The organism is Streptomyces olindensis, assembly GCF_040645895.1.
Taxonomy (GTDB): Bacteria; Actinomycetota; Actinomycetes; order Streptomycetales; family Streptomycetaceae; genus Streptomyces; species Streptomyces olindensis.
The window spans coordinates 175,125-197,133 of the sequence record NZ_JBEYZD010000004.1; the positions used below are offsets into that span (position 1 = coordinate 175,125).

The 22,009-nt window shown below is 71.2% G+C and carries 17 protein-coding genes; 5 read left to right on the forward strand and 12 right to left on the reverse strand.

Annotation, left to right across the window (positions count from 1 at the left end; translation table 11 throughout):
* Positions 1-8: 8 nt before the first annotated feature.
* From ABZ948_RS03830 to ABZ948_RS03850, 5 genes are all read right to left on the reverse strand, one after another.
* On the reverse strand, positions 9-1,448 hold the full coding sequence (locus ABZ948_RS03830) for a cellulose binding domain-containing protein (RefSeq protein WP_359756938.1): 1,440 nt from the start codon (positions 1,446-1,448) through the stop codon (positions 9-11).
* 161 nt (positions 1,449-1,609) lie between these two features.
* On the reverse strand, positions 1,610-3,739 hold the full coding sequence (locus tag ABZ948_RS03835; protein WP_359756939.1) for a 3-hydroxyacyl-CoA dehydrogenase NAD-binding domain-containing protein: 2,130 nt from the start codon (positions 3,737-3,739) through the stop codon (positions 1,610-1,612).
* Complete coding sequence (locus ABZ948_RS03840) at positions 3,736-4,953, reverse strand: thiolase family protein (protein WP_359756941.1); 1,218 nt, start codon at positions 4,951-4,953, stop codon at positions 3,736-3,738. The genes ABZ948_RS03835 and ABZ948_RS03840 overlap by 4 nt, the downstream gene beginning before the upstream one ends.
* A 100-nt stretch (positions 4,954-5,053) precedes the next feature.
* Complete coding sequence (locus ABZ948_RS03845) at positions 5,054-6,100, reverse strand: LacI family DNA-binding transcriptional regulator (protein ID WP_359756942.1); 1,047 nt, start codon at positions 6,098-6,100, stop codon at positions 5,054-5,056.
* On the reverse strand, positions 6,097-8,469 hold the full coding sequence (locus tag ABZ948_RS03850; protein ID WP_359756944.1) for a glycoside hydrolase family 2 protein: 2,373 nt from the start codon (positions 8,467-8,469) through the stop codon (positions 6,097-6,099). Before ABZ948_RS03850 ends, ABZ948_RS03845 begins: the two co-directional genes overlap by 4 nt.
* A 163-nt stretch (positions 8,470-8,632) precedes the next feature.
* Here ABZ948_RS03850 and ABZ948_RS03855 point away from each other — a divergent pair, with 163 nt between their 5' ends.
* Genes ABZ948_RS03855 through ABZ948_RS03865 form a run of 3 tightly spaced genes read left to right on the forward strand, consistent with a single transcriptional unit; the run spans position 8,633 to position 11,720 of the window.
* Positions 8,633-9,946: an ABC transporter substrate-binding protein gene (locus ABZ948_RS03855; protein WP_359756945.1), complete on the forward strand. Its 1,314-nt coding sequence runs from the start codon at positions 8,633-8,635 to the stop codon at positions 9,944-9,946.
* The gene (locus tag ABZ948_RS03860; RefSeq protein ID WP_359756947.1) at positions 9,946-10,893 is read left to right on the forward strand and encodes a carbohydrate ABC transporter permease; all 948 of its coding nucleotides are present in this window, start codon (positions 9,946-9,948) and stop codon (positions 10,891-10,893) included. Before ABZ948_RS03855 ends, ABZ948_RS03860 begins: the two co-directional genes overlap by 1 nt.
* Complete coding sequence (locus ABZ948_RS03865; RefSeq protein WP_359756949.1) at positions 10,890-11,720, forward strand: carbohydrate ABC transporter permease; 831 nt, start codon at positions 10,890-10,892, stop codon at positions 11,718-11,720. The genes ABZ948_RS03860 and ABZ948_RS03865 overlap by 4 nt, the downstream gene beginning before the upstream one ends.
* A gap of 70 nt (positions 11,721-11,790) precedes the next feature.
* On the opposite strand, the gene ABZ948_RS03870 is transcribed toward ABZ948_RS03865, so the two are convergent.
* The 3 genes from ABZ948_RS03870 to ABZ948_RS03880 all read right to left on the reverse strand — a co-directional run bounded on the left by ABZ948_RS03870 (position 11,791) and on the right by ABZ948_RS03880 (position 14,942).
* Positions 11,791-13,080 carry an HRDC domain-containing protein gene (locus ABZ948_RS03870; RefSeq protein WP_359756951.1) on the reverse strand — a complete coding sequence of 430 codons (1,290 nt, stop codon included), beginning with the start codon at positions 13,078-13,080 and terminating at the stop codon, positions 11,791-11,793.
* A gap of 186 nt (positions 13,081-13,266) precedes the next feature.
* Complete coding sequence (locus ABZ948_RS03875; protein WP_003993737.1) at positions 13,267-13,929, reverse strand: response regulator transcription factor; 663 nt, start codon at positions 13,927-13,929, stop codon at positions 13,267-13,269.
* A 338-nt stretch (positions 13,930-14,267) separates the two neighbouring features.
* Positions 14,268-14,942 (reverse strand): DUF3000 domain-containing protein, encoded by a 675-nt coding sequence (locus ABZ948_RS03880; RefSeq protein ID WP_359756952.1) that lies wholly within the window; start codon positions 14,940-14,942, stop codon positions 14,268-14,270.
* 102 nt (positions 14,943-15,044) lie between these two features.
* Here ABZ948_RS03880 and hemE point away from each other — a divergent pair, with 102 nt between their 5' ends.
* The gene (gene hemE, locus ABZ948_RS03885) at positions 15,045-16,112 is read left to right on the forward strand and encodes a uroporphyrinogen decarboxylase (RefSeq protein ID WP_359756954.1); all 1,068 of its coding nucleotides are present in this window, start codon (positions 15,045-15,047) and stop codon (positions 16,110-16,112) included.
* A 22-nt stretch (positions 16,113-16,134) separates the two neighbouring features.
* Here hemE and ABZ948_RS03890 read toward each other — a convergent pair whose 3' ends face one another.
* The 4 genes from ABZ948_RS03890 to ABZ948_RS03905 are packed head-to-tail and all read right to left on the reverse strand — an operon-like array spanning position 16,135 to position 20,766.
* On the reverse strand, positions 16,135-17,352 hold the full coding sequence (locus ABZ948_RS03890) for an MFS transporter (RefSeq protein ID WP_359756956.1): 1,218 nt from the start codon (positions 17,350-17,352) through the stop codon (positions 16,135-16,137).
* Between the two features lie 49 nt (positions 17,353-17,401).
* Complete coding sequence (locus ABZ948_RS03895) at positions 17,402-18,475, reverse strand: Gfo/Idh/MocA family protein (protein ID WP_359756957.1); 1,074 nt, start codon at positions 18,473-18,475, stop codon at positions 17,402-17,404.
* 58 nt (positions 18,476-18,533) lie between these two features.
* Positions 18,534-19,397, reverse strand: a complete 864-nt coding sequence (locus ABZ948_RS03900; RefSeq protein WP_359756958.1) for an HAD-IIB family hydrolase — start codon at positions 19,395-19,397, stop codon at positions 18,534-18,536.
* A gap of 4 nt (positions 19,398-19,401) precedes the next feature.
* A complete protein-coding gene (locus ABZ948_RS03905) occupies positions 19,402-20,766 on the reverse strand; it encodes a DegT/DnrJ/EryC1/StrS family aminotransferase (protein WP_359756960.1) in 1,365 nt (454 codons plus the stop codon).
* Between the two features lie 391 nt (positions 20,767-21,157).
* Here ABZ948_RS03905 and ABZ948_RS03910 point away from each other — a divergent pair, with 391 nt between their 5' ends.
* Positions 21,158-21,946, forward strand: coding sequence for a helix-turn-helix domain-containing protein (locus ABZ948_RS03910; protein WP_359756962.1), 789 nt, complete (start codon positions 21,158-21,160; stop codon positions 21,944-21,946).
* Positions 21,947-22,009: the final 63 nt, after the last annotated feature.

Sequence of the window (22,009 nt, forward strand, 5' to 3'; positions counted from 1 at the left end):
TTTCTTCCTCACCCGGACCCCCGGACCGTGTCGAAGTAGTGCATGCCGTCGTTCGTGAAGCCCTCCACCTCGGACTGGACTTCCTTCGCCGACAGCGTTTCGTTCGCGTTGTAGTACAGCCAGTCGACCTTCATGTCCCAGGCGCGTTCCCCCTTGAACGGCAGATCAATGAACCAGTGGTTGAAGTTCACGGACATGTCAGCTCGCGGGGCGTACTTCCCGCTGCTGACGAAGAGCTTCCTGCCGTCGAGCCAGTAGGCGACGACACCGTCCTTCACCCTGATCAGCATGGTGTGCCAGGCGTCGAGGCTCTTGTTCGTGGTCTCGTAGACGCGGTCGTTCGTCTTGTGGTCGTACCAGGTCACGGTGTCGAGCTTGGGCCCGGGCCGGCCCCAGCCGCCGTTCGGCATGTACTCGTTGTCCAGCTCGCTGTACTTCGAGCCCTTGCCGCCGATGGTGTAGAAGGTCTGGTTGACGTGGTCGCCGCTGTCCCCGGTGGCCGGCTCGTCGCTGAGATGGATGCGGGCCGCGTAGGTGCCGTCGCGGAACTTGGCCGCGGCCGTGCCGAGGCTCGCCTGCCTGGTCCCCGCCTTGGTGCCGTCCGTGCTCGCCCGCAGGTTGAGCACCTGGCCGTCCGCGTGGGAGCCCTCGGCGGTGGGGAAGCTGACGCCCTGAGCCGACCAGGTGTTCTCGATGCCGGGGCCGCCCTTGCTGGTGCGGACCAGCCAGCCGTGCTTGAACAGGGCGGGGTCCTTGGGGCCCAGGTAGGAGAAGTCGTCGAACAGCACTCCGGCCGGCGGGGCCGGCAGCGCCTGAGGTGCGGCCTTCGCCGTGGCCTTCTTCTCGTCGCTCGCCTTCGTGCCGTCCGGCTCCTCACCCCAGGCGAGGACGCCCCGCTTGTACGCGGTGACCTTCTCGGCCTCCTTGTAGGACGTCATCCCGGCGTCGAAGGAGCGGTCGTCGGACTGCTTCAGCTTCTTGTGGTCGGTGCGGAACAGCTGGACGTCGATGCCCTTGCTGTTGGCGCCGGGCTTCAGGTCGCCGGCGCCCTCGGTGAACCGGAGCTCCAGGTAGTGGTCGGCGGTGTCGGTGGGCTTGTCCATCGCGACGATCCGCCCGGCCACGTTCGAGCAGCCGAAGACGGCGTTCACACAGTTGAAGGCGTACGCGGCGGAGTCCTCGGCGGTGAACCAGTACCGGAGAGTGACGTCGCTCAACGGCAGGGGCTTGCCGGTGTCGTTGAAGACCTCCAGCGACGGCTTGGCCGCCGCGGCCGTGGCCGGGGTGTCGGTCCGGTAGCGGACCTTCAGCTCGGGCGGGTCCGGGTTCGCGGCCTTCCACACGGGATAGAGGGCGGTGCCGCCGGCCGCGACCACGGCCACGAGGAGCAGGAGCCTGATCTTGGGCCAGACCCGGCGTCGGGGTGTTCGGCGACGGGAGGACGCCACGGAAGACTCCTTCGAGGACACCCGGCGGTCTCTGGTGGAGACCGTCAGAGCCAGGTAAACAATGGTCGGATTGTGTGAGGATCCTATCTGTGGCGGCATACGCAAAGGGGGGCGGGTGTGCGGATTGTTACCGCACACCCGCCCCCCTCAGGGGTGGCGCGTTACGCCGGGACGCTCGCGACGCCCGGAGCCAGGAACTTCTTGCCGTTCACGCGCTCGGAGACGCCCTCGCGGTCCAGGTACGGCGTGATGCCGCCCAGGTGGAAGGGCCAGCCGGCGCCCGTGATGAGGCACAGGTCGATGTCCTGGGCCTCGGCGACCACGCCCTCGTCGAGCATGATGCCGATCTCCTGCGCCACCGCGTCGAGCACGCGGTCGCGGACCTGCTCCTCCGTCAGGACGGTGTCGCCCTGCTTCAGCAGCGCGGCGACCTCGGGGTCCAGCTCCGGCTTGCCGGAGTCGTAGACGTAGAAGCCGCGCTTGCCCGCCTCGACGACCGCCTTGAGGTTCGGGGAGACCGTGAAGCGGTCCGGGAAGGCCCGGTTGAGGGTCTCCGAGACGTGCAGGCCGATCGCCGGGCCGACGAGCTCCAGCAGCACCAGCGGCGACATCGGCAGACCGAGCGGCTCGACGGCCTTCTCGGCGACCTCGACGGGGGTGCCCTCGTCGATGACGTTCTGGATCTCGCCCATGAAGCGGGTCAGGATGCGGTTCACGACGAACGCCGGGGCGTCCTTCACGAGGACCGCGGTCTTCTTCAGCTTCTTGGCGACGCCGAACGCCGTGGCGAGGGAGGCGTCGTCGGTCTGCTCACCGCGGACGATCTCCAGCAGCGGCAGCACGGCGACCGGGTTGAAGAAGTGGAAGCCCACGACCCGCTCGGGGTGCTTCAGCTTCGACGCCATCTCCGACACCGACAGCGAGGAGGTGTTGGTGGCGAGGACCGCGTGCGCCGGGGCGACCGCCTCGACCTCCGCGAACACCTTCTGCTTGACGCCCATCTCCTCGAACACGGCCTCGATGATGAAGTCCGCGTCCGCGAAGCCCTCGGCCTTGTCCAGCACACCGGACACCAGCGCCTTCAGGCGGTTGGCCTTGTCCTGGTTGATGCGGCCCTTGCCGAGCAGCTTGTCGATCTCGGCGTGGACGTAGCCCACACCCTTGTCGACGCGCTCCTGGTCGATGTCGGTCAGCACGACCGGCACCTCCAGGCGGCGCAGGAACAGCAGCGCGAGCTGGGAGGCCATCAGACCGGCGCCGACGACACCGACCTTGGTGACCGGACGGGCCAGGGACTTGTCCGGGGCACCGGCGGGGCGCTTGCCGCGCTTCTGCACCAGGTTGAAGGCGTAGATGCCGGAGCGCAGCTCACCGCCCATGATGAGGTCGGCGAGCGCCTTGTCCTCGGCGTCGTAGCCCTGCTGGAGGTCGCCGTTCTTGGCGGCGGCGATGATGTCCAGGGCGCGGTAGGCGGCCGGGGCGGCGCCGTGCACCTTGGAGTCGGCGATGAAGCGGCCCTTGGCGACGGCCTGGTCCCAGGCCTCACCGCGGTCGATCACCGGGCGCTCGATCTCCAGCTCGCCCTTGAGGACGGAGGCGGTCCAGATCAGCGACTGCTCCAGGAAGTCCGCGCCCTCGAAGATCGCGTCGGCGATCCCGAGCTCGTAGACCTGCCTGCCCCCCAGCTGCTTGTTCTGGTTGAGGCTGTTCTCGATGATCACCGAGACGGCCTTCTCCGGACCGATCAGGTTCGGCAGCAGCGTGCAGCCGCCCCAGCCCGGGACCAGGCCCAGGAAGACCTCGGGCAGCGAGAACGCCGGCAGGGCCGCGGAGACGGTGCGGTAGGTGCAGTGCAGACCGACCTCGACACCGCCGCCCATCGCGGCGCCGTTGTAGTAGGCGAAGGTCGGCACGGCCAGCTTGGAGAGCCGCTTGAAGACCTCGTGGCCGCCCTTGCCGATGGCGAGCGCGTGCTCGTACTCCTTGAGGATCTCCACGCCCTTGAGGTCGGCGCCGACCGCGAAGATGAACGGCTTGCCGGTGATGCCGACGCCGGTGATCTCGCCGTCCGCCGCCTCCCTCTCGACCTGGTCGATCGCGGCGTTCAGGTTCGCCAGCGAGGCCGGGCCGAAGGTGGTCGGCTTGGTGTGGTCGTGGCCGTTGTCCAGGGTGATCAGGGCGAAGCGCCCGGCACCGAGGGGGAGGTCGAAGTGGCGTACGTGCGCACTCGTGACGACCTCGTCCGGGAACAGCTCGGAAGCCTGCTTGAGAAGCTCGGCGGTGGTGCTCACTTGTCCCCCTCGAAGTGCGGGTTCTCCCAGATGACCGTCGCGCCCATGCCGAAGCCGACGCACATGGTGGTCAGGCCGTAGCGGACGTGCGGCTGCTCCTCGAACTGGCGGGCCAGCTGCGTCATCAGGCGGACGCCGGAGGAGGCCAGCGGGTGGCCGAAGGCGATGGCGCCGCCGTACTGGTTGACGCGCTCGTCGTCGTCGGCGATGCCGTAGTGGTCGAGGAAGGCCAGGACCTGGACGGCGAAGGCCTCGTTGATCTCGAACAGGCCGATGTCGGAGATCGACAGACCGGCCTGGGCCAGCGCCTTCTCCGTCGCCGGGATCGGGCCGTAACCCATGACCTCCGGCTCCACACCCGCGAAGGAGTAGGAGACCAGGCGCATCTTCACGGGGAGGTCGTGCTCCCGCGCGAACTCCTCGGAGGCGATGAGGGAGGCGGTGGCGCCGTCGTTCAGACCGGCCGCGTTACCGGCGGTGACCCGGCCGTGGACGCGGAACGGGGTCTTCAGACCGGAGAGGTTCTCCAGCGTCGTGCCCGGGCGCATCGGCTCGTCGGCGGTGACCAGGCCCCAGCCCGTCTCACCGGCCTCGGGGGAGGTGCGGCGGACCGAGATCGGCACCAGGTCGGCCTGGATCTTGCCGTTGGCGTACGCCTTGGCGGCCTTCTCCTGGGAGCGCACGGCGTACTCGTCGGCGCGCAGCTTGGTGATCTGCGGGTAGCGGTCGTGCAGGTTCTCGGCGGTCATGCCCATGAACAGGGCGGACTCGTCGACCAGCTTCTCGCTGACGAACCGCGGGTTCGGGTCGACGCCCTCGCCCATGGGGTGGCGGCCCATGTGCTCGACACCGCCGGCGATGGCGATGTCGTACGCCCCGAAGGCGACGGAGCCGGCCACCGTGGTGACGGCGGTCAGGGCGCCGGCGCACATGCGGTCGATGGAGTAACCGGGCACGGACTGCGGCAGCCCGGCGAGGATGCCCGCCGTGCGGCCGATGGTCAGGCCCTGGTCGCCGATCTGCGTGGTCGCGGCGATGGCGACCTCGTCGATCTTCTTCGGGTCGAGTCCGGGGTTGCGGCGCAGCAGCTCCCGGATCGCCTTCACGACGAGGTCGTCGGCACGGGTCTCGTGGTAGATGCCCTTCGGGCCCGCCTTGCCGAACGGGGTGCGGACGCCGTCGACGAAGACGACGTCCCTGACGGTACGAGGCACGATGGCTCTCCTCCAGGGTCCAGGACGCTGAGCGCTTGCTCAGCCCATGCTACTTATGAGTAACGTAGCTGCCCAGTCCCATGGCCGGGAGCGGTGAAGGTCACACACGAATGCCGGGCGGCGCGGTGGACCCCCGAGGGGTCAGCACCGGCGTCGCCACGGGATGCGACTCGGCCTCGCCGCTCCCCGTGATCACCGAGAACAGGGTCCGGGCGACCTCCGCCCCGAACCCGTGCACATCATGGCTCATCGCCGACAGCGTCGGATGCGTCAGCCGGCACAACTGCGAGTCGTCCCACGCCAGCAGCGACACGTCCTGAGGCACCCGCAGCCCCATCTCCGCCGCCACCGACAGCCCGGCCACCGCCATGATGTCGTTGTCGTACACGATCGCCGTCGGCCGGTCCGGCGGCGCGGCCGTCAGCAGCGACCGCGTCGCCCGCGCCCCCGCGTCCCCCGAGAAGTCCGTCGCCACCTGCCACGCCCCGGCCAGCGCCAGCGCCCCCGCCGCCTCGTCGAACGCCGCCGTCCGGATCGACGTGTGCCCGAGGTCCGCCGCCCCGCCCACCCGGGCGATCCGCCGGTGCCCGAGCGCGGCCAGGTAGCGCACCGCCTCCGTCACGGCCGTGGCGTCGTCGGTCCACACCGAGGTGAGCCCCCCGGTCAGCGACGGGTGCCCGACGGCGACCACGGGCAGCCCCAGCCGCCCCACCAGGTCCACCCGGGGGTCGTCGGCCCGGAAGTCGACCAGGATCGACCCGCCGATCTGCCGTCCCCTCCACCACGCCGCCTGGACGGCCACCTCCTCGTCCAGACTCCGCACGAGCCGCAGCAGCAGCGAGCAGGAGTGCTCGGCCAGCACGCTCTCCACGCCCGAGACGAACTCCATGTACCAGGGCTCCAGGCCCAGCATCCGCGCCGGCCGGCACACCGCGAGCCCCACCACGTCCACGCGCGACCCGGCCAGCGTCCGCGCCGTGAGGTTCGGCGCCCAGCCCAGCTCCCGCGCCGCCCGGAAGATCCGGTCCCGGGTCGCCTCGGACAGGCCCGGCTTGTGGTTGAACGCGAGCGACACGGCCCCCTTGGACACGCCCGCCCGGGCGGCGACGTCCTTGATGGTGACGCGGGGGGCCGGCGTCGCCGTCATCGGGTGGGCTCCACGCAGTACAGGGCGGAACGGGCGGCCTCCCGGTCCGGAGTCCGCCAGCCGCTCACTTTGATGGTCACCTCTTCGCCCGGCAGCAGCGTGACCAGCCCCCGGTCGGCCCGCGCACCCGGATCCAGCCGGTCGGCCTGGAGGAGGAGGTCCCGTACCAGGGTGCGGGCGGTCACCGTGATCCCCTCCGGGGCGAGGGCGACCTCGAACTCCGGCCGGGGACAGGCGACCTCGCGGTCGGGCACCGGGAAGTGCACCGCCCGCAGCCCGTCCAGGTCCGCGACCAGGAACTCCTTCGGCCCGGCGGGCGTCAGCTCGTCCGGCACCCCGACCCGCGCCACGGTCCGCCCCCCGGCGGCCACCTCCATCCGCGCCCGCGCCAGCACCTCGCCCTCGACGGACATCCGGCGCAGGGTCAGCGTCCCCGTCCAGTCCCCGGCCGCCTGGTTGACGGCGGCCACCTCCAGCGCGGCCTCGCGCGGCTGCAGCGTCAGCAACCGGTCCGCGTACAGCCGCTTCAGCTCGTGGTACAGCGGCTTCTCACGCCCGTCCCCGTCGATCGCCGCCCAGGAGGTCACCGGCCAGCAGTCGTTGAGCTGCCAGACGACCGTGCCCGCGCACACCGGCCAGTGCGCGCGCCAGTGCTCGATGCCGGCGGCGACCGCCCGCGCCTGGTTGACCTGCGTCAGGTAGTGCCAGCGGTCGAAGTCCCCGTCCGGAACGGCGAAGTGCCGGGCCAGTCCGCGCTCCAGCTTGCCGTTGCCGTCGTCCGCCTTCTGGTGGTGCAGCATGCCGGGGGAGTCCGGCGCGAGTTCCTCCCCGGGCAGCGCCCGGCGCAGCGTGGCGTACGCGGGCGGGGCCTGCCAGCCGAACTCGGCGACGAACCGCGGCACGCTCAGCCGGTAGTCGGCGTAGTCCTCCCGGTTCCACACCTCCCAGGAGTGGTGCGTGCCGTGGTCCGGGTCGTTCGGGTGGTGCCGCCAGGAACCGGACCACGGACTGCCCGCCGTGTACGGCCGGGTCGGGTCCAGCTCGGCCACCACACGCGGCAGCAGGCCCAGGTAGTAGCCCTCGCCCCAGGAGTCCCCGGCCAGCCTCGGCTCCCAGCCCCAGTCCCGGAAGCCCCACAGGTTCTCGTTGTTGCCGTTCCACAGCACCAGCGACGGGTGCGGCATCAGCCGTACGACGTTCTCCCGCGCCTCGGCCTCCACCTCACCGCGCAGCGGCTGCTCCTCCGGGTAGGCCGCGCACGCGAAGGGGAAGTCCTGCCAGACCAGCAGGCCGAGTTCGTCGCAGGCGTCGTAGAAGTCCTCGCTCTCGTAGATCCCGCCGCCCCAGATCCGTACGAGGTCCACACCGGCGCCGGCGGCCTGCTCCAGCCGCTCCCGGTAGCGCTCGCGGGTGATCCGGGACGGGAAGACGTCGTCTGGGATCCAGTTGACGCCCCGCGCGAAGAGCCGCTCGCCGTTGACGACGAGGGTGAAGCCGGTGCCGTGCGCGTCGGGCCGCCGGTCCAGCCCGACGGTCCGGAAGCCGATCCGCCGCCGCCACACGTCCAGCGCGTCGTCCCCGTGCAGCAGCGTCAACTCGACGTCGTACAGCGGCTGTTCGCCGTACCCGCGCGGCCACCACAGCCGCGCGCCGGGCACCCGCAGCCGTACGGTCCCGCCCGCCCCCTCGACCTCCGCGCGGACCCGCACCCCGGCGACGGTCGCCTCCACGGCGAGCGGTGCCTCCACCCGGGTCCGCTCGACCTCGACGGCCAGCTCGACGACCCCGGTGCCCTCCTCGACGCTCACCAGGGGCCGCACCCGGGCGATCCGGGCCGTCGACCAGTGCTCCAGCCGCACCGGACGCCAGATCCCGGCCGTCACCAGGGTCGGCCCCCAGTCCCAGCCGAAGGAGCAGGCCATCTTGCGCAGGTACTGGTAGGGCTCCGCGTAGGCGGCGGGCCGCTCGCCCAGCCGTCCCCGGACGGCCTCCGCCTCGGCGTAGGCGGAGACGAACCGCACCGACAGCCGCCCGGACAGGCCCGTCACGTCGAACCGGTACGAGCGGTGCATGTTCCGCACCGTGCCCAGCAGCCGCCCGTCCAGGGAGATCTCGGCGACGGTGTCGAGCCCGTCGAAGACCAGGTCGGTCTGCTCCTGCGCCGAGGACGGGGCGGGCAGCTCCCGCTCGTACGTCCAGTCCCGGCGCCCCACCCAGGCCACGTCGGTCTCGTTCCGGCCCAGGAAGGGATCCGGGATCACCCCGGCCGCCATCAGGTCGGTGTGCACACAGCCCGGCACCGAGGCCGGCAGCGCCTCCGACTCGTGCCGCAGGATCCATCCGTCGCCGAGCGGTGTGGCCTGAAGCATCCGCACTCCCTAAACCGGTGTAGTGACGAGTCCTGATCCGATTTCACATCCTTGGCGGGAATGGGACTTTACCGGTTGAGAAAGCGCTGTCAGAGTGCCGAACCAGCCATACCGCACGTGCTCGTCCGTCCCGAGTTCCTCTCCGCGAACGGAGCTGATGCACATGAACCGCCGTACCGTCCTGGCCCTGGCCGTGGGGGCCGCCCTGCTGGCCTCCGGCTGCACCGGCACCGGAGGCACCGCGAAAGGCGCGGATGCCGAGGCGCCCGACGATCCCGCCAAGGTCAGTGGAACCATCACGGTCCTCACCCACCGCACCGACCTCGTGCAGGACGGGACGATGAAGAAGTACGCCGCCGCGTTCAACGAGACGTACCCCAAGGTGAAGGTCGAGTTCGACGCCATCACCGACTACGAGGGCGAAGTCAAGATCCGCATGAACACGGAGAACTACGGCGACGTCCTCATGATCCCGGGCGTGATCGAGAAGAAGGACTACCCCAGATTCTTCGCCTCGCTGGGCAGTCAGGCCGAACGCAGCGAGAAGTACCGTTTCACCGACTACACGACCGTCGACGGCAAGGTCTACGGCCAGAGCCCGCTCGGCGCGGTCCCGGGCTTCATCTACAACAAGAAGGTGTGGCAGCGGGCCGGCATCACCGACTGGCCCACCACGCCGGCCGAGTTCCTCGACGATCTGAAGGCGATCAAGTCGAAGACCGAAGCGGTCCCGTACTACACCAACTTCAAGGACATGTGGCCGCTCACCCAGTGGACGCAGGTCAACGGCTCGGTCGGCTGCGACGAGCAGGCCACCACGAAGCTCGCGGAGGGCGATCCGTGGGCGGAGGGCGCCGATCTGCGCACCGCCGACACGCTGCTGTACGACATCGTGAAGTCGGGCCTCGTCGAGAAGGACCCGACCACCACCAACTGGGAGGCGTCCAAGCCCAAGCTGGCGAAGGGCGAGATCGCCACGATGTGGCTCGGCTCCTGGGCCGTCATCCAGATGCAGGGCGCGGCGAAGCAGGCCGGCGCGGACCCCGGCGACATCGGGTTCATGCCCTTCCCCGCCCAGAAGAACGGCACCTTCTGCGCGGTGGCGCTGCCCGACTACAACCAGGCCGTCAACATCCACTCCGAGCACAAGGCCGCCGCCCGCGCGTGGATCGACTGGTTCACCGACAAGTCGGGCTACGCGGCGGACAACCTGGCACTGTCCCCGCTCAAGTCCGCCCCGCTGCCCGACGTCCTGAAGCCCTACGAGGAGGCGGGGGTCAGGATCCTCGACCTCGACGACACCAAGGGCGCCCAGGTGAAGTCCATCGACAACCAGTCCGAGGTCGGCATCAACAAGCCGGACTACCGCCAGGACCTCGTCGACCTCGCCCGCGGCGCCACCAAGGGCAGCCTGGACGAGTTCCTCAAGGGCCTCGCCGAGAAGTGGACCGAGGCGCAGAAGTCGCTGGGGTCCTGATGACGGACACGACGGAGAAGGCGGCCGTCGAGCCCGCGCCGGGTCCGGCCGCCCCCGAACCGGCTCCCGCCCCGCGCCCGGCACGTCTGTGGCGCGGGGCCACCCCCTGGCTCTTCCTGCTCGCCCCGCTCGCCCTGCTGATCGTCTTCACCTACGCGCCGATCGCCAACATGGTCGCGTACAGCTTCACCGACTGGGACGGCGTGAGCCCCGAGCTGCGCTACACGGGCGCCGAGAACTACACCGAACTCTTCACCCGCCCCGACCTGTTCGAGGTCTTCTGGGTGAGCGGCTACTACCTGGTCGCCTCGGTCGTCCAGATCGTCGCTGCGCTCTACTTCGCGACGATCCTGAGCTTCAACGTCCGCTTCCGGAACTTCTTCAAGGGCGTGCTGTTCTTCCCGTACCTGATCAACGGGGTCGCGATCGGCTTCGTCTTCCTCTACTTCTTCCAGGACGGCGGCACCCTCGACTCGGTGCTGGGCCTGTTCGGCGTGGAGACGGACCGCGCCTGGCTGGGCACCCCGGAGTCGGCGAACACCTCTCTCGCCGCCGTCTCGGTCTGGCGCTACCTCGGCCTGAACTTCGTCCTCTTCCTGGGCGCGATCCAGTCCATCCCCGGGGAACTGTACGAGGCGGCCGAACTCGACGGCGCCAACCGCTGGCACCAGTTCCGGCACATCATCGCGCCGGGCATCAAACCGGTCCTGAGTCTGACGGTGATCCTCTCGATCTCCGGCTCGCTCTCGGTCTTCGAGATCCCGTACATCATGACCGGCGGGGCGACCGGCACCGAGACCTTCGTGATCCAGACCGTGAAGCTGGCCTTCCAGTTCAACAAGACGGGGCTCGCCTCGGCGGCCGCGATCGTGCTGCTGCTGATCGTCCTGGCGGTGACCTGGGTGCAGCGCCGCCTCGTCCCCGACGACAAGGTGGACCTCGCATGACACGACGTGCGGTCTCCCGCGCCCTGGTGTACCTGTCCCTGATCGCCGCGACGGTGGTGGTCCTGCTCCCGCTGGCCGCCGTGCTCCTGACCTCCCTGAAGTCGGAACGGGAGATGGCGGACGACAGCGGGGCTCTCGCCCTCCCCGACGACCTGCTGAACTTCCAGAACTACGTGACGGCCTTCCAGGACGGCCGCATGCTCTCGGCGTTCGCCAACACGGCGGTGATCCTGCTCTTCGCCATCGGCGGCACGGTCCTCATCGGCTCGATGACGGCGTACGCGATCGACCGGTTCACCTTCCGCTTCCGGAAGCTGGTCGTGGGGCTGTTCCTGGTCGCCGCCCTGGTCCCCGGCGTCACCACACAGGTGGCGACCTTCCAGATCGTCAACAGCTTCGGCATGTTCGACAGCCTCTGGGCGCCGGTCGCCCTCTACATGGGCACGGACATCGTCTCGATCTACATCTTCCTGCAGTTCGTCCGCTCCATCCCGACCTCACTGGACGAGGCGGCCCGCCTGGACGGTGCCAACGCCTTCACCATCTACCGCAAGATCATCTTCCCGTTGCTGAAGCCGGCGGTCGCGACGGTGGTGATCGTCAAGGGCATCACCACCTACAACGACTTCTACATCCCGTTCCTCTACATGCCGTCGGAAGATCTTGGCGTGATCTCGACGTCCCTGTTCCGCTTCAAGGGCCCCTTCGGAGCCCACTGGGAGACGATCTCGGCAGGAGCGATCCTGGTCATCCTCCCGACCTTGATCGTCTTCCTGTGCCTGCAGCGCTACATCTACAACGGCTTCACGAGAGGGGCCACCAGGTAAGGGCCTCAGGGGCGCGGGGAACGGCGCGACCGGCCAAGGACGACCCGCACCCGCCGTACGGGAGAACCCCCTACGGCGCCTTGGCGGACAGAGCAGTCACCAGCACAGGCGTGACCTGCTCCACCTGCCAGGCCCGAGCCCCATGCCCGGCCAGCGCCTCCGCGACGGACGCGGCGTCCACCACCGCCGGAGGCTCCCAGCACACCCGCCGCACCGTGTCCGGCGCGATCAGATTCTCCTGCGGCATGGTGAGCTCCTCGGCGAGCGCGGAAACCGCGGCCCGGGCGGCGGACAGCCGCGCCGCCGCCGCGGGATCCTTGTCGGCCCAGGCACGGGGCGGCGGCGGCCCCGCCACCGGCTGTCCCGGCTGCGGCAACTGCGCCTCGCTCAGCCCCTTCGCCCGGTCTACCGCCGCCTGCCACTGTTCCAGCTGCCGCTTGCCCATCCGGTGTCCGAAACCGTTCAGTGCGGCGAGGGCGTGCACGTTGGCCGGAAGGGCCAGCGCGGCCTCCACGATGGCCGCGTCCCCGAGCACCTTGCCCGGCGAGACGTCCCGCCGCTGCGCGATCCGGTCCCGGGTCTGCCACAGCTCCCGGACGACGGCCAGCTGCCGCCGCCGGCGGACCTTGTGCATGCCGGACGTGCGCCGCCAGGGGTCCTTGCGGGGCTCGGGCGGCGGGGCCGAGGCGATCGCGTCGAACTCCTGCCGGGCCCACTCCAGCTTGCCCTGCCGGTCCAGCTCCTTCTCCAGCGCGTCGCGCAGGTCGACGAGCAGCTCGACGTCCAGCGCCGCGTACCGCAGCCAGGGCTCGGGCAGCGGCCGGGTGGACCAGTCGACGGCGGAGTGGCCCTTCTCCAGCACGAAGCCGAGGACGCCCTCGACCATCGCGCCGAGGCCGACCCGGGGGAATCCCGCCAGCCGCCCGGCCAGCTCCGTGTCGAACAGCCGCGTCGGCACCATGCCTATCTCGCGCAGGCACGGCAGGTCCTGGGTGGCGGCGTGCAGCACCCACTCGACGCCGGACAGGGCCTCGCCCAGGGCGGACAGGTCGGGGCAGGCCACGGGGTCGATCAGCGCCGTGCCGGCGCCTTCGCGGCGCAGCTGCACGAGGTAGGCGCGCTGGCCGTAGCGGTAGCCGGACGCCCGCTCGGCGTCGACGGCGACGGGGCCGGATCCCGCCGCGAAGGCGGCGATCGTCCGGGCCAGGGCGTCCTCGTCCGCGATCACGGGCGGAATGCCCTCGCGCGGCTCCAGCAAGGGGATCGGCGCCTCCGTAGCAGAAGATCCGCCGTCGTCCGGAGGGGCGCCTCCGGTGGTTCGCAGTGAGCTGTCTGCTGCGGTGTCGTGGGCGTCGGTCACCTGTCAAGGGTATCCATGTATGGACAGCGCCCGTCGACGGAACGTTCCGTCGACGGGCGCCCGGGGGTCGCAAACCAGTCATGTCGGGGAAGTGGCGGATTCGCGAGCCGTGAGTGACGTGATCGGGACCGGCGGCCGGGCCCGGTCACCTGAGTGAGGGGTCATCGGGGGTCGGGGCGGAGCGGGTCAGTGGATGATCCCGGTGCGCAGCGCCACCGCGACCATCCCGGCCCGGTCGCCCGTGCCGAGCTTGCGCGCGATGCGGGCGAGGTGGCTCTTGACGGTCAGCGCGGACAGGCCCATCGAGACGCCGATCGCCTTGTTCGACTGGCCCTCCGCGACCAGGCGCAGCACCTCGACCTCGCGGCCGGACAGCTCGCGGTAGCCGCCCGGGTGGCTCGGGGCACCCGGGGGGCGGCGGTGCAGGCGCGCGGCGGCGGCGCCGATGGGGGCGGCGCCCGGCCGGGTGGGGAGCCCGACGTTGGTACGGGTGCCGGTGACGACGTAGCCCTTCACACCGCCGGCGAGCGCGTTGCGCACGGCGCCGATGTCGTCGGCCGCGGAGAGAGCGAGGCCGTTGGGCCAGCCCGCGGCGCGGGTCTCCGACAGCAGGGTGAGGCCGGAGCCGTCGGGCAGGTGGACGTCGGCGACGCAGATGTCGCGGGGGTTGCCGATGCGGGGACGAGCCTCCGCGATGGACGAGGCCTCGATGACATCGCGCACACCGAGCGCCCACAGGTGGCGGGTGACGGTGGAGCGGACGCGCGGGTCGGCCACGACCACCATGGCGGTCGGCTTGTTCGGGCGGTAGGCGACCAGGCTTGCGGGCTGCTCGAGGAGAACGGACACCAGGCCTCCTGGGGTGCGGGACGGGGCCGGCTCGTGGGGGTGAAGCCGGGACGAACCGTGCTTTCAAGGTCACAGTCGTCTTCGGCACCGAACCCGTCCGCCTTTAGAGAATGATCACGATTCGGTGATAACAATCCGTGCAATTCGGACACGCGGTCGATCATTCGAAGGCCGGACGGTTTCGGTCTGGGTCGCTACGCGGTCGAAAGTGGCCGTATCGACAAAGTGATTCGGCCAAGAGGGGGACGCAGGTGTGATCGTCGACAGGGCAGCGTTGACCACCCCGTACAGGTTCGATCAGTACGGGGTGGGAAGCGGGTCGGTCAGCGGGACTGGGATCAGCGGGACTGGGGTCCGCGCCGCTGGGGGAGCGTCACCACCGAGGCGTCACCCGGGCCGGCCGGCGGCAGCCCCGCGACCTGGGCGAGCAGATCACACCAGGACGCCAGGTGCGCGGCGGTGTCCGGGACGTCGCCCAGGCCCTCGCGGGGCGTCCAGGACGCACGGATCTCGATCTGCGAGGCGGCCGGCCGGGCCGACAGACCCCCGAAGTAGTGGGAGCTCGCGCGCGTGACCGTGCCGCTTGGCTCCCCGTAGGTCAGCCCGCGCGTCTGGAGCGCGCCGGTCAGCCAGGACCAGCACACCTCCGGCAGCAGCGGGTCCGCGGCCATCTCCGGCTCCAGCTCCGCGCGCACCAGCGTCACCAGCCGGAACGTGCCCTGCCAGGCGTCGTGCCCGGCCGGGTCGTGCAGCAGCACCAGGCGGCCGTCGGCCAGGTCCTGGTCGCCGTCGACGACGGCGGCCTCCAGCGCGTAGGTGTAGGGGGCGAGCCGCTTGGGCGGGGGCGTCGGCTCGACCTCGATCTGGGGCCGCAGCCGCGCCGCCCTGAGCGCCTCGACGGCGGCCCGGAAGGGCAGCGGGGCGGAGTCCGCCTCCCGCCGGTCGTTCTCGGTGTCCTTCGCTTCGTCCATTCCGCCAGCGCCGTCCGACAGTCGTCCCTGAGCCGCAGCCATGCCGGAAGGTTACGGGGACCGGAGCCCGGGTGCCGGGCTAGACACCCCGCGCCTCTCCAGGGGCTGAATCGCGCTGTCCGGCGGCGTGCGAAACTTGGCCCCGTGAGTGCCAACGACGCCCCCCGGGCCCCGCAGCCGTCCGCCCCGTACGACTCCGCCTTCCTCAAGGCGTGCCGGCGCGAGCCCGTGCCGCACACGCCGGTGTGGTTCATGCGGCAGGCCGGGCGCTCACTGCCGGAGTACCGCAAGGTGCGCGAGGGCATCCCGATGCTGGAGTCCTGCATGCGTCCCGAGCTGGTCACCGAGATCACGCTCCAGCCCGTCCGCCGGCACGGCGTGGACGCGGCGATCTACTTCAGCGACATCGTCGTCCCGCTCAAGGCCATCGGCATCGACCTCGACATCAAGCCCGGCGTCGGCCCGGTCGTCGAGAACCCGATCCGCACCCGCGCCGACCTCGCCCAGCTGCGCGACCTCACCCCCGAGGACGTCTCCTACGTCACCGAGGCCATCGGCCTGCTCACCGCCGAACTCGGCGAGACCCCGCTCATCGGGTTCGCGGGCGCCCCGTTCACCCTCGCCAGCTACCTCGTCGAGGGCGGCCCGTCCCGCACGTACGAGAACGCCAAGGCGATGATGTACGGCGACCCCGAGTTGTGGGCCGACCTGCTCGACCGCCTCGCCGAGATCACGGCCGCGTTCCTGAAGGTGCAGATCGAGGCCGGCGCCTCGGCGGTCCAGCTCTTCGACTCCTGGGCCGGCGCGCTGGCCCCCGTCGACTACCGGCGCTCGGTGCTGCCCGCGTCGGCGAAGGTCTTCGAGGCCGTGGCCGGCTACGGCGTGCCGCGCATCCACTTCGGCGTCGGCACCGGCGAGCTGCTGGGCCTCATGGGCGAGGCCGGCGCGGACGTCGTCGGTGTCGACTGGCGCGTCCCGATGGACGAGGCCGCCCGCCGCGTCGGCCCCGGCAAGGCGCTCCAGGGCAACCTCGACCCGACCGTGCTGTTCGCCCCGACCGAGGCCGTCGAGGCCAAGACCCGGGAGGTCCTGGACTCGGCGGCGGGCCTGGAGGGCCACGTCTTCAACCTCGGCCACGGCGTCATGCCGTCCACGGACCCGGACGCGCTGACCCGGCTCGTGGAGTACGTCCACACGCAGACCGCCCGCTGACCCGGGTCCGCGCTGCCGGCCCTCAGGGCCGCACGCGCGTCGCCCGGATCAGCCACCAGGTCGCCGCCAGGCAACCGGCCGCGGGCAGGGCCAGCAGCACCGGCACGGCGTCGACGCCGGCCAGTTCGATGCCCTTGCCCAGGACCGGCCCGGCGGCGACCCCGCCGATCATCGAGGCGGCGATCACATACGCCCCGGCCCGTCGCGCCCGGGGCACCGCCCGGGACAGCCACGGCAGGCCCGTGGGGAAGATCGGCGCGTGGAACAGGCCGACGCCGGCGTACGCGTACGGGGCCGCCGCCGGGATCAGGGCCAGCAGCAGGCAGAGCACCATGCCGACGGAGCTGACCACCATGATCGTCTGCACGGACCAGCGCAGCGTCAGTGGTGCGACCAGCAGCCGTCCCACGGTCACCATCAGCCAGAACGCCGAGGTGGCCGTGGCCACGGTCGCCGCGTCGTGCCCGACGGACTCCAGGTGCGTCGGCTCCCAGCCGCCGACCCCCGTCTCCACCGCCACCATCAGGACGTACAGCACGATGAAGACGGTGACGACCAGGGCCGCCGAGGTCCGCAGCCCGGGTCCCCGCCCACCGGTCGCCTCGGTGTCCCCGGCCTCGTCGGCGGGTTCGGCGGATGCCTCCCCGCCCTCGCGGACGCCGCGCTGCGCCAGCACCAGGACGGCGGACAGCGCGGCGAACCCCGCGAAGACGGCGGGATAGCCACCGGGGCCGAGCAGCCCCAGGAGGGCCGGGCCGCCCACGGCACCGAGTCCGTAGGCGGCGCCGATGATGTTGAGCATCGCCGGGCTGCGGCGGCCGAACCCCACCGAGAACAGCTGGTTGAGGCCGTAGTCGATGCCGCCGAAGCCCACCCCGGTGACCAGCGCCGAGGCCAGCGCCCACCCCCAGGCGGGAGCCAGCGCGAAGCCGGTCCCGCCCAGGGCCATCAGCGCGTACGAGGCGGACAGCAGCGTTCTGTTGCCCAGCCGCCCGTGCACCCGGTTCAGCAGCAGCACCCCGGCCACGCCGCCGACGAAGTGGGCGCTCAGGCTCAGCCCGGCGGCGGCCGGCGACAGGCCGAACTCCGTGCGGAACGCGGGGATCGCCGGGCCGTACAGCGCCTGCAGGGCCCCGATGAGGGCGAAGCCCACGCAGGAGGCGACGACGGCGAACGGGCTGAACAGGGGCCGCGCCAGGGTGGTGCCGGGCGGCGCGGCCTCGGTGGAGGTGCCGGTCAAGGGACGTTCCTCTTCCCTGTGTCGCGTGGGCCGGGCCGCTGCCGCCGGATCACCGGCTCACCGGAGCGGCGAGCGCGTCCCGCTGGTCGCCGGCCAGCAGGCGTTCCAGCACCCGCTGGCTGCGCAGCCCGTCACCGAACCCGGCCAGGGCGCTGTCGGCGCTCCGCCCGGTGCCGCCGTCCCGCGCGGTGACCGCGTCGCGCCACTCCCGCAACTGGTGCCGGAAGGTGTCGCTCCACCCGGGCACCTCGCCGGGCGGCGAGGCGAGCACCTCCTCGCGGGCGAAGGTGCCCTGCTCCCAGGTGACCCGGGACTTCAGGAAGTACGTCGTGTCGTCCTTGGAGTGGTAGTACAGCTCCTTGCGGTCGCCGATGATCTTCAGGGAGAAGCCGAGCTCCTCAGGCAGCGAGGACTTGGACGTCGTCAGGTTGAAGAACGTGCCGTTCTCCAGCCGGCCGCTGACGAAGGCGTAGTCGTCGACCTGGACGTCCTGGCCCTCCTTCTGCGGCACGTTCACCTGGAGCTTGGTGCGGCAGCTCGTGCTGTCGACCGGGCTGTCGAAGAGCCGGTCGAGCATGTCGACCAGGTGCACGCCCAGATCACCGAGGGAGCCGCTGGTCGACCGGCCCAGGGCGCTGTCCCGCCAGGTGAAGCGGGAGCGGGTCAGGGCGCTGCCGCGCCGGAAACCGGCCTCGGCGAAGAGGACGGAACCCAGCTCCCCGCTCCGCACCAGGTTCCGGATCTCTCCGACGGCGGCCAGGTAGCGGTAGTTGAAGCCCATGGCGCACACCAGGCCGCTCTCCTCGGCCAGCGCGGTGATCCGCTCGGCCTCCGCCACCGTCGTCGTCATCGGCTTCTCGCACAGCACGTGCCGGCCGTGCCGGAGGGCCTCCTCGGCGTAGTCGGCGTGCGTGTGGTTGGGCGAGGCGATGACGACCGCGTCCACCCGCTCGTACAGCTCGGTCGTCGTGGAGAAGGCGGCGCAGCCGAAGCGTTCGGCCAGCTCCGCGGCCTTGTCGGGCATCACGTCGTACACACCGGCGCATGTGACGCCGGGGACGGTCTCGGCGGCCCGCAGGTGGGCGAGGGCGATGCCGCCGGCGCCGATGATTCCGATCTTCATGGTCTTCCTCTTTCAGGGACGGCCCTCCGGCCCGGAGCGGCCGGGCCGGGGGAGCGGTTCAGTGGCCGAGGTGGTGACGGAAGGCGTGCAGGAGGGCCTGGGTGTGCGGGTGGGGCGAGACCCGCGGGAAGCGGTCGCGGGCCTCCGGTGTGCAGTTGGCGACGAGGTAGCCGTGGCGCACGGCGCCCAGCATCTCCAGGTCGTTGCCGCTGTCGCCGAACGCGAGGGTGCGCTCCGGGTCGACGCCGAAGCGGGCGCACAGGTGCCGGACGACGTTGCGCTTGCCGCACACCGGCGGCAGGAAGTCGACGTCGTAGCAGTCCGCGGGGTCGCCGGTGGCCGGGTTGCAGCGGCTGATGTTGAGGCCGAGGCCGTACTCGGCGGCCAGCTCGCGCACCAGACCCAGGCCGTGCTCGTCGCGCCGCGGGTCGCCGAGGGAGCGGAAGTAGTAGTTGACCAGGAACTCGGTGCGGTGGCCGGTGTCCTGCGGGAACAGGTCGACGCCGTGCCGGGCGAGCCGTTCCACGGCCTGTTCGACCCGGGCCCGCTCGAACCCGCTGTCCCGCAGCACCTGCCGCCACTCGGGGTCGGGGCGGGCGACGCCGTCGGGGAAGAACGTCAGCTCGGTGCCCAGGGCGCCGGCCACGAAGTGCGGCAGCACGCGGGCGCCGCAGCGGGCCATCTTCTCCCGGACGGAGGCCGCGGAGCTGCCGGTGACCCAGCCGAACAGCAGGCCGTGCCGCACGGCCTCGGTCAGCAGGTACTCCTCCAGGGCGGCCAGGTGGGCGCGCTGTTCGGGGGTGGCGGCATGGGCCAGGTAGGTCTCGTCGAAGTCGGAGAACGCGGCCCAGCCGACCCGGTCCGGGAGCCGCAGCGCGGGCGACGGGGCGGGGGCGCCGTCGAGCGACAGGGTGTCGGTCACGGCGTCACCGGCCCGGGCGGGTCGCCGCGTACAGGGCGTCGACCACGCGGTCCTGCTCGCCGAGGGACAGCCCCGCGTGCAGCGGAAGGTGCAGCACCCGGTCGTGCAGCCACTCGGTCCGCGGCAGCCGCGCGTGCCCGAAGAACCGCTCGCGCACCGGGGTCTGCTGCCGGTGCGTCAGAACGGGGTAGTAGACGTCCGTCTCCACGCGGCTCCGCAGCGCCAGCTCGTCCCGCAGGGCGTCGCGGGTCGGCGCACCGCCGTCCACCAGCACCGGGAACAGGTGCCAGGAGTGGTCGGGGGCGAAGGCGGGCGTCTCCAGGACGCCCTCCTCGGCCAGCGGGCGCAGCGCCTCCACGTAGCGCCGGGCGAGGTACGTCCGCCGCAGTCCCCGCAGGCCCGTGAAGGGCAGCAGGGCCAGGCCGATCGCGGCCATGGTGTTGTCGATGCGCGCGTTGAGGCCGAACGCCTCGCACTTGACGTTCTTCCGGCCCGGCTCGAAGCCGTGGTAGCCGGCCACCCGGCAGCGCTCGGCGATCTCGGCCGAGTCGGTGACGACCGCACCGGCCTTCCCGCACAGCCCGACGTTCTTGTACGGGTTGAAGCTGAGGGCCGCCGCGTCGGAGTACCGCCCGACACCGCTCACCCCGATCGCCTGGCAGGCGTCCTCGACGATCCGCAGCGCGTACCGGTCCGCGACGGCCCGCAGCCCGGCCATGTCGGCGAGCTTGCCGTAGAGGTGGACGGGCAGGACCGCCACGGTGCGCGGGGTGACGTGCTCCGCCACCGACACCGGGTCCAGGTTGCCGTCGGGCGTGGTCACGTCGGCGAGGACGGGGACCGCGCCGCAGGCGAACACCGCGTTCTCGGTGGCGGCGAAGCTGTTGGCCGGGAGGATCACCTCGTCGCCCGGCTCGACGCCCACGGCGCGCAGGGCGATGACGAGCGCGTCGGTTCCGCTGCCGGTCGCGACCGCGCAGTTCGTGCCCGAGAGGTCGGCGACGGCGTCCTCGAACGCGGTGACCGCCGAACCGCTCGTGAACTCACAGCTCTCCAGGACCCGCGCGAAGGCCTCGGCGGCGGCGTTCTTCTCCCGCGGCGACAGCAGCCGTTCCTTCGGCAGGAACGGGACGTGCGCGACCTGCGCGGGCTCCGGGAACAGGGAGGCGACGAACAGGTCGGGGTCCCCGGGAGCGGAGTTCCACGACGACAGGGCGCTCGCCAGCTCCTGGTCGGCGAGGGCGTCCCGCCCGGGGTGGGTGGTCCTCACGCCGCCGGCGAGGTCCTCGACCACCCGGTGCAGGCTGCCGCTGTCGCTGAGGAGGGCGGAGCCGGTGGTCGTGGTGGGGTCGGCGGTGGAGACGGTCATGCGTACTCCTTGCGTTCGAAGAGCGGAGAAATCCTGCGCCGAAGCGCGCGCACGGGCATCGGGAATACGGAGGGAATGACTGTCGAAAACTGCTCGGATCTATTTCCGTGTGGGATGGGGGAGCGGCTCACGTCGGCGATGCTGGCAGCGGTCTCCAAGCTCCGTCAACCGGCATCTTTTTGCCGCGCCCAAGGGTCGAGGAAATCCCTGGAAAACCCGGTGATCGGCCCTGGAAAACGGGGCGGACAACCGGTCGAAAACCGGCAGAATTCTGCCGGTCCCCTGGGTGCACCCCGACGAGCAGGGCATATGCGACCCGCTTTCGCCCGCCCCGACAGGCCTTGTTACGGTGTGTTTCCCCGGCAATACGCAGAGGGAGTGTGTGCGAGCCGTGTCACGAGATGCCCTGCCGGATCTGCTGCGCGCTTGGCGGGTCGATGCGGGAAACAAAATGAACAGGGGAAGACAGTTACCTCAAAAAGAGGTGGCGCAGCGCATGGGGGTGAGTGAGCGCTGGTATCGGAATCTCGAGACCGGGGCACACGTACCGCTTTCCATGGAAATCCTGGAGCGTCTTTCCCGGGCGCTGCTGCTCGGCCCCGACGAGCGCATGGCCCTGCACGGCCACGCCCTCGGCGGTGCCGGCGGACGGCAGCCCGGTGAACAGGACCCGCGCGACGCCACCGACGAACTGGCCGCCCTCACCTCGGCGCGGATCGGCTTCCCCAGCTATCTGACCGACCAGGCGTGGAACGTCCTCGACCACAACGCCGCCATGGCCCGCTGGTTCCCCTGGGTCCGGGAACCGGGCGCCAACCTGATGCGCTGGGCCCTGACCACGAACGCCGCCCGCGAGCAGATCGTGGACTGGCCCCGGCACGCCGCGCAGTACCTCGCCCTGCTGCGGTTCGCGCTGGTGACCCGGCCCGAGGACACCGGCCTCGGTGCCCTGCGCGACGCCGTGCTGGCCGACCGCGCCTGCCGCGACCTGTGGCACCGCGCCCCCAAGGTCCTCGCCTACCGGCACGGCCACCGCTACGAACTGCGCCTGCCGCACGTCCGCCGGGAGACCATCAAGGTCACCTCGCAGGTCCTGCTCCCCGCGTACCGGCAGGAACTCCGCTACGTCCTGCTGCTGCCCGCGGACGACCCGCCGGACGACCCGCCGGACGACCCCTGAACCGCGCGGGCGCGCTCACGGTCGGGAACGGGGACGACCACATCACGCGTGTGCCCGGGGCGC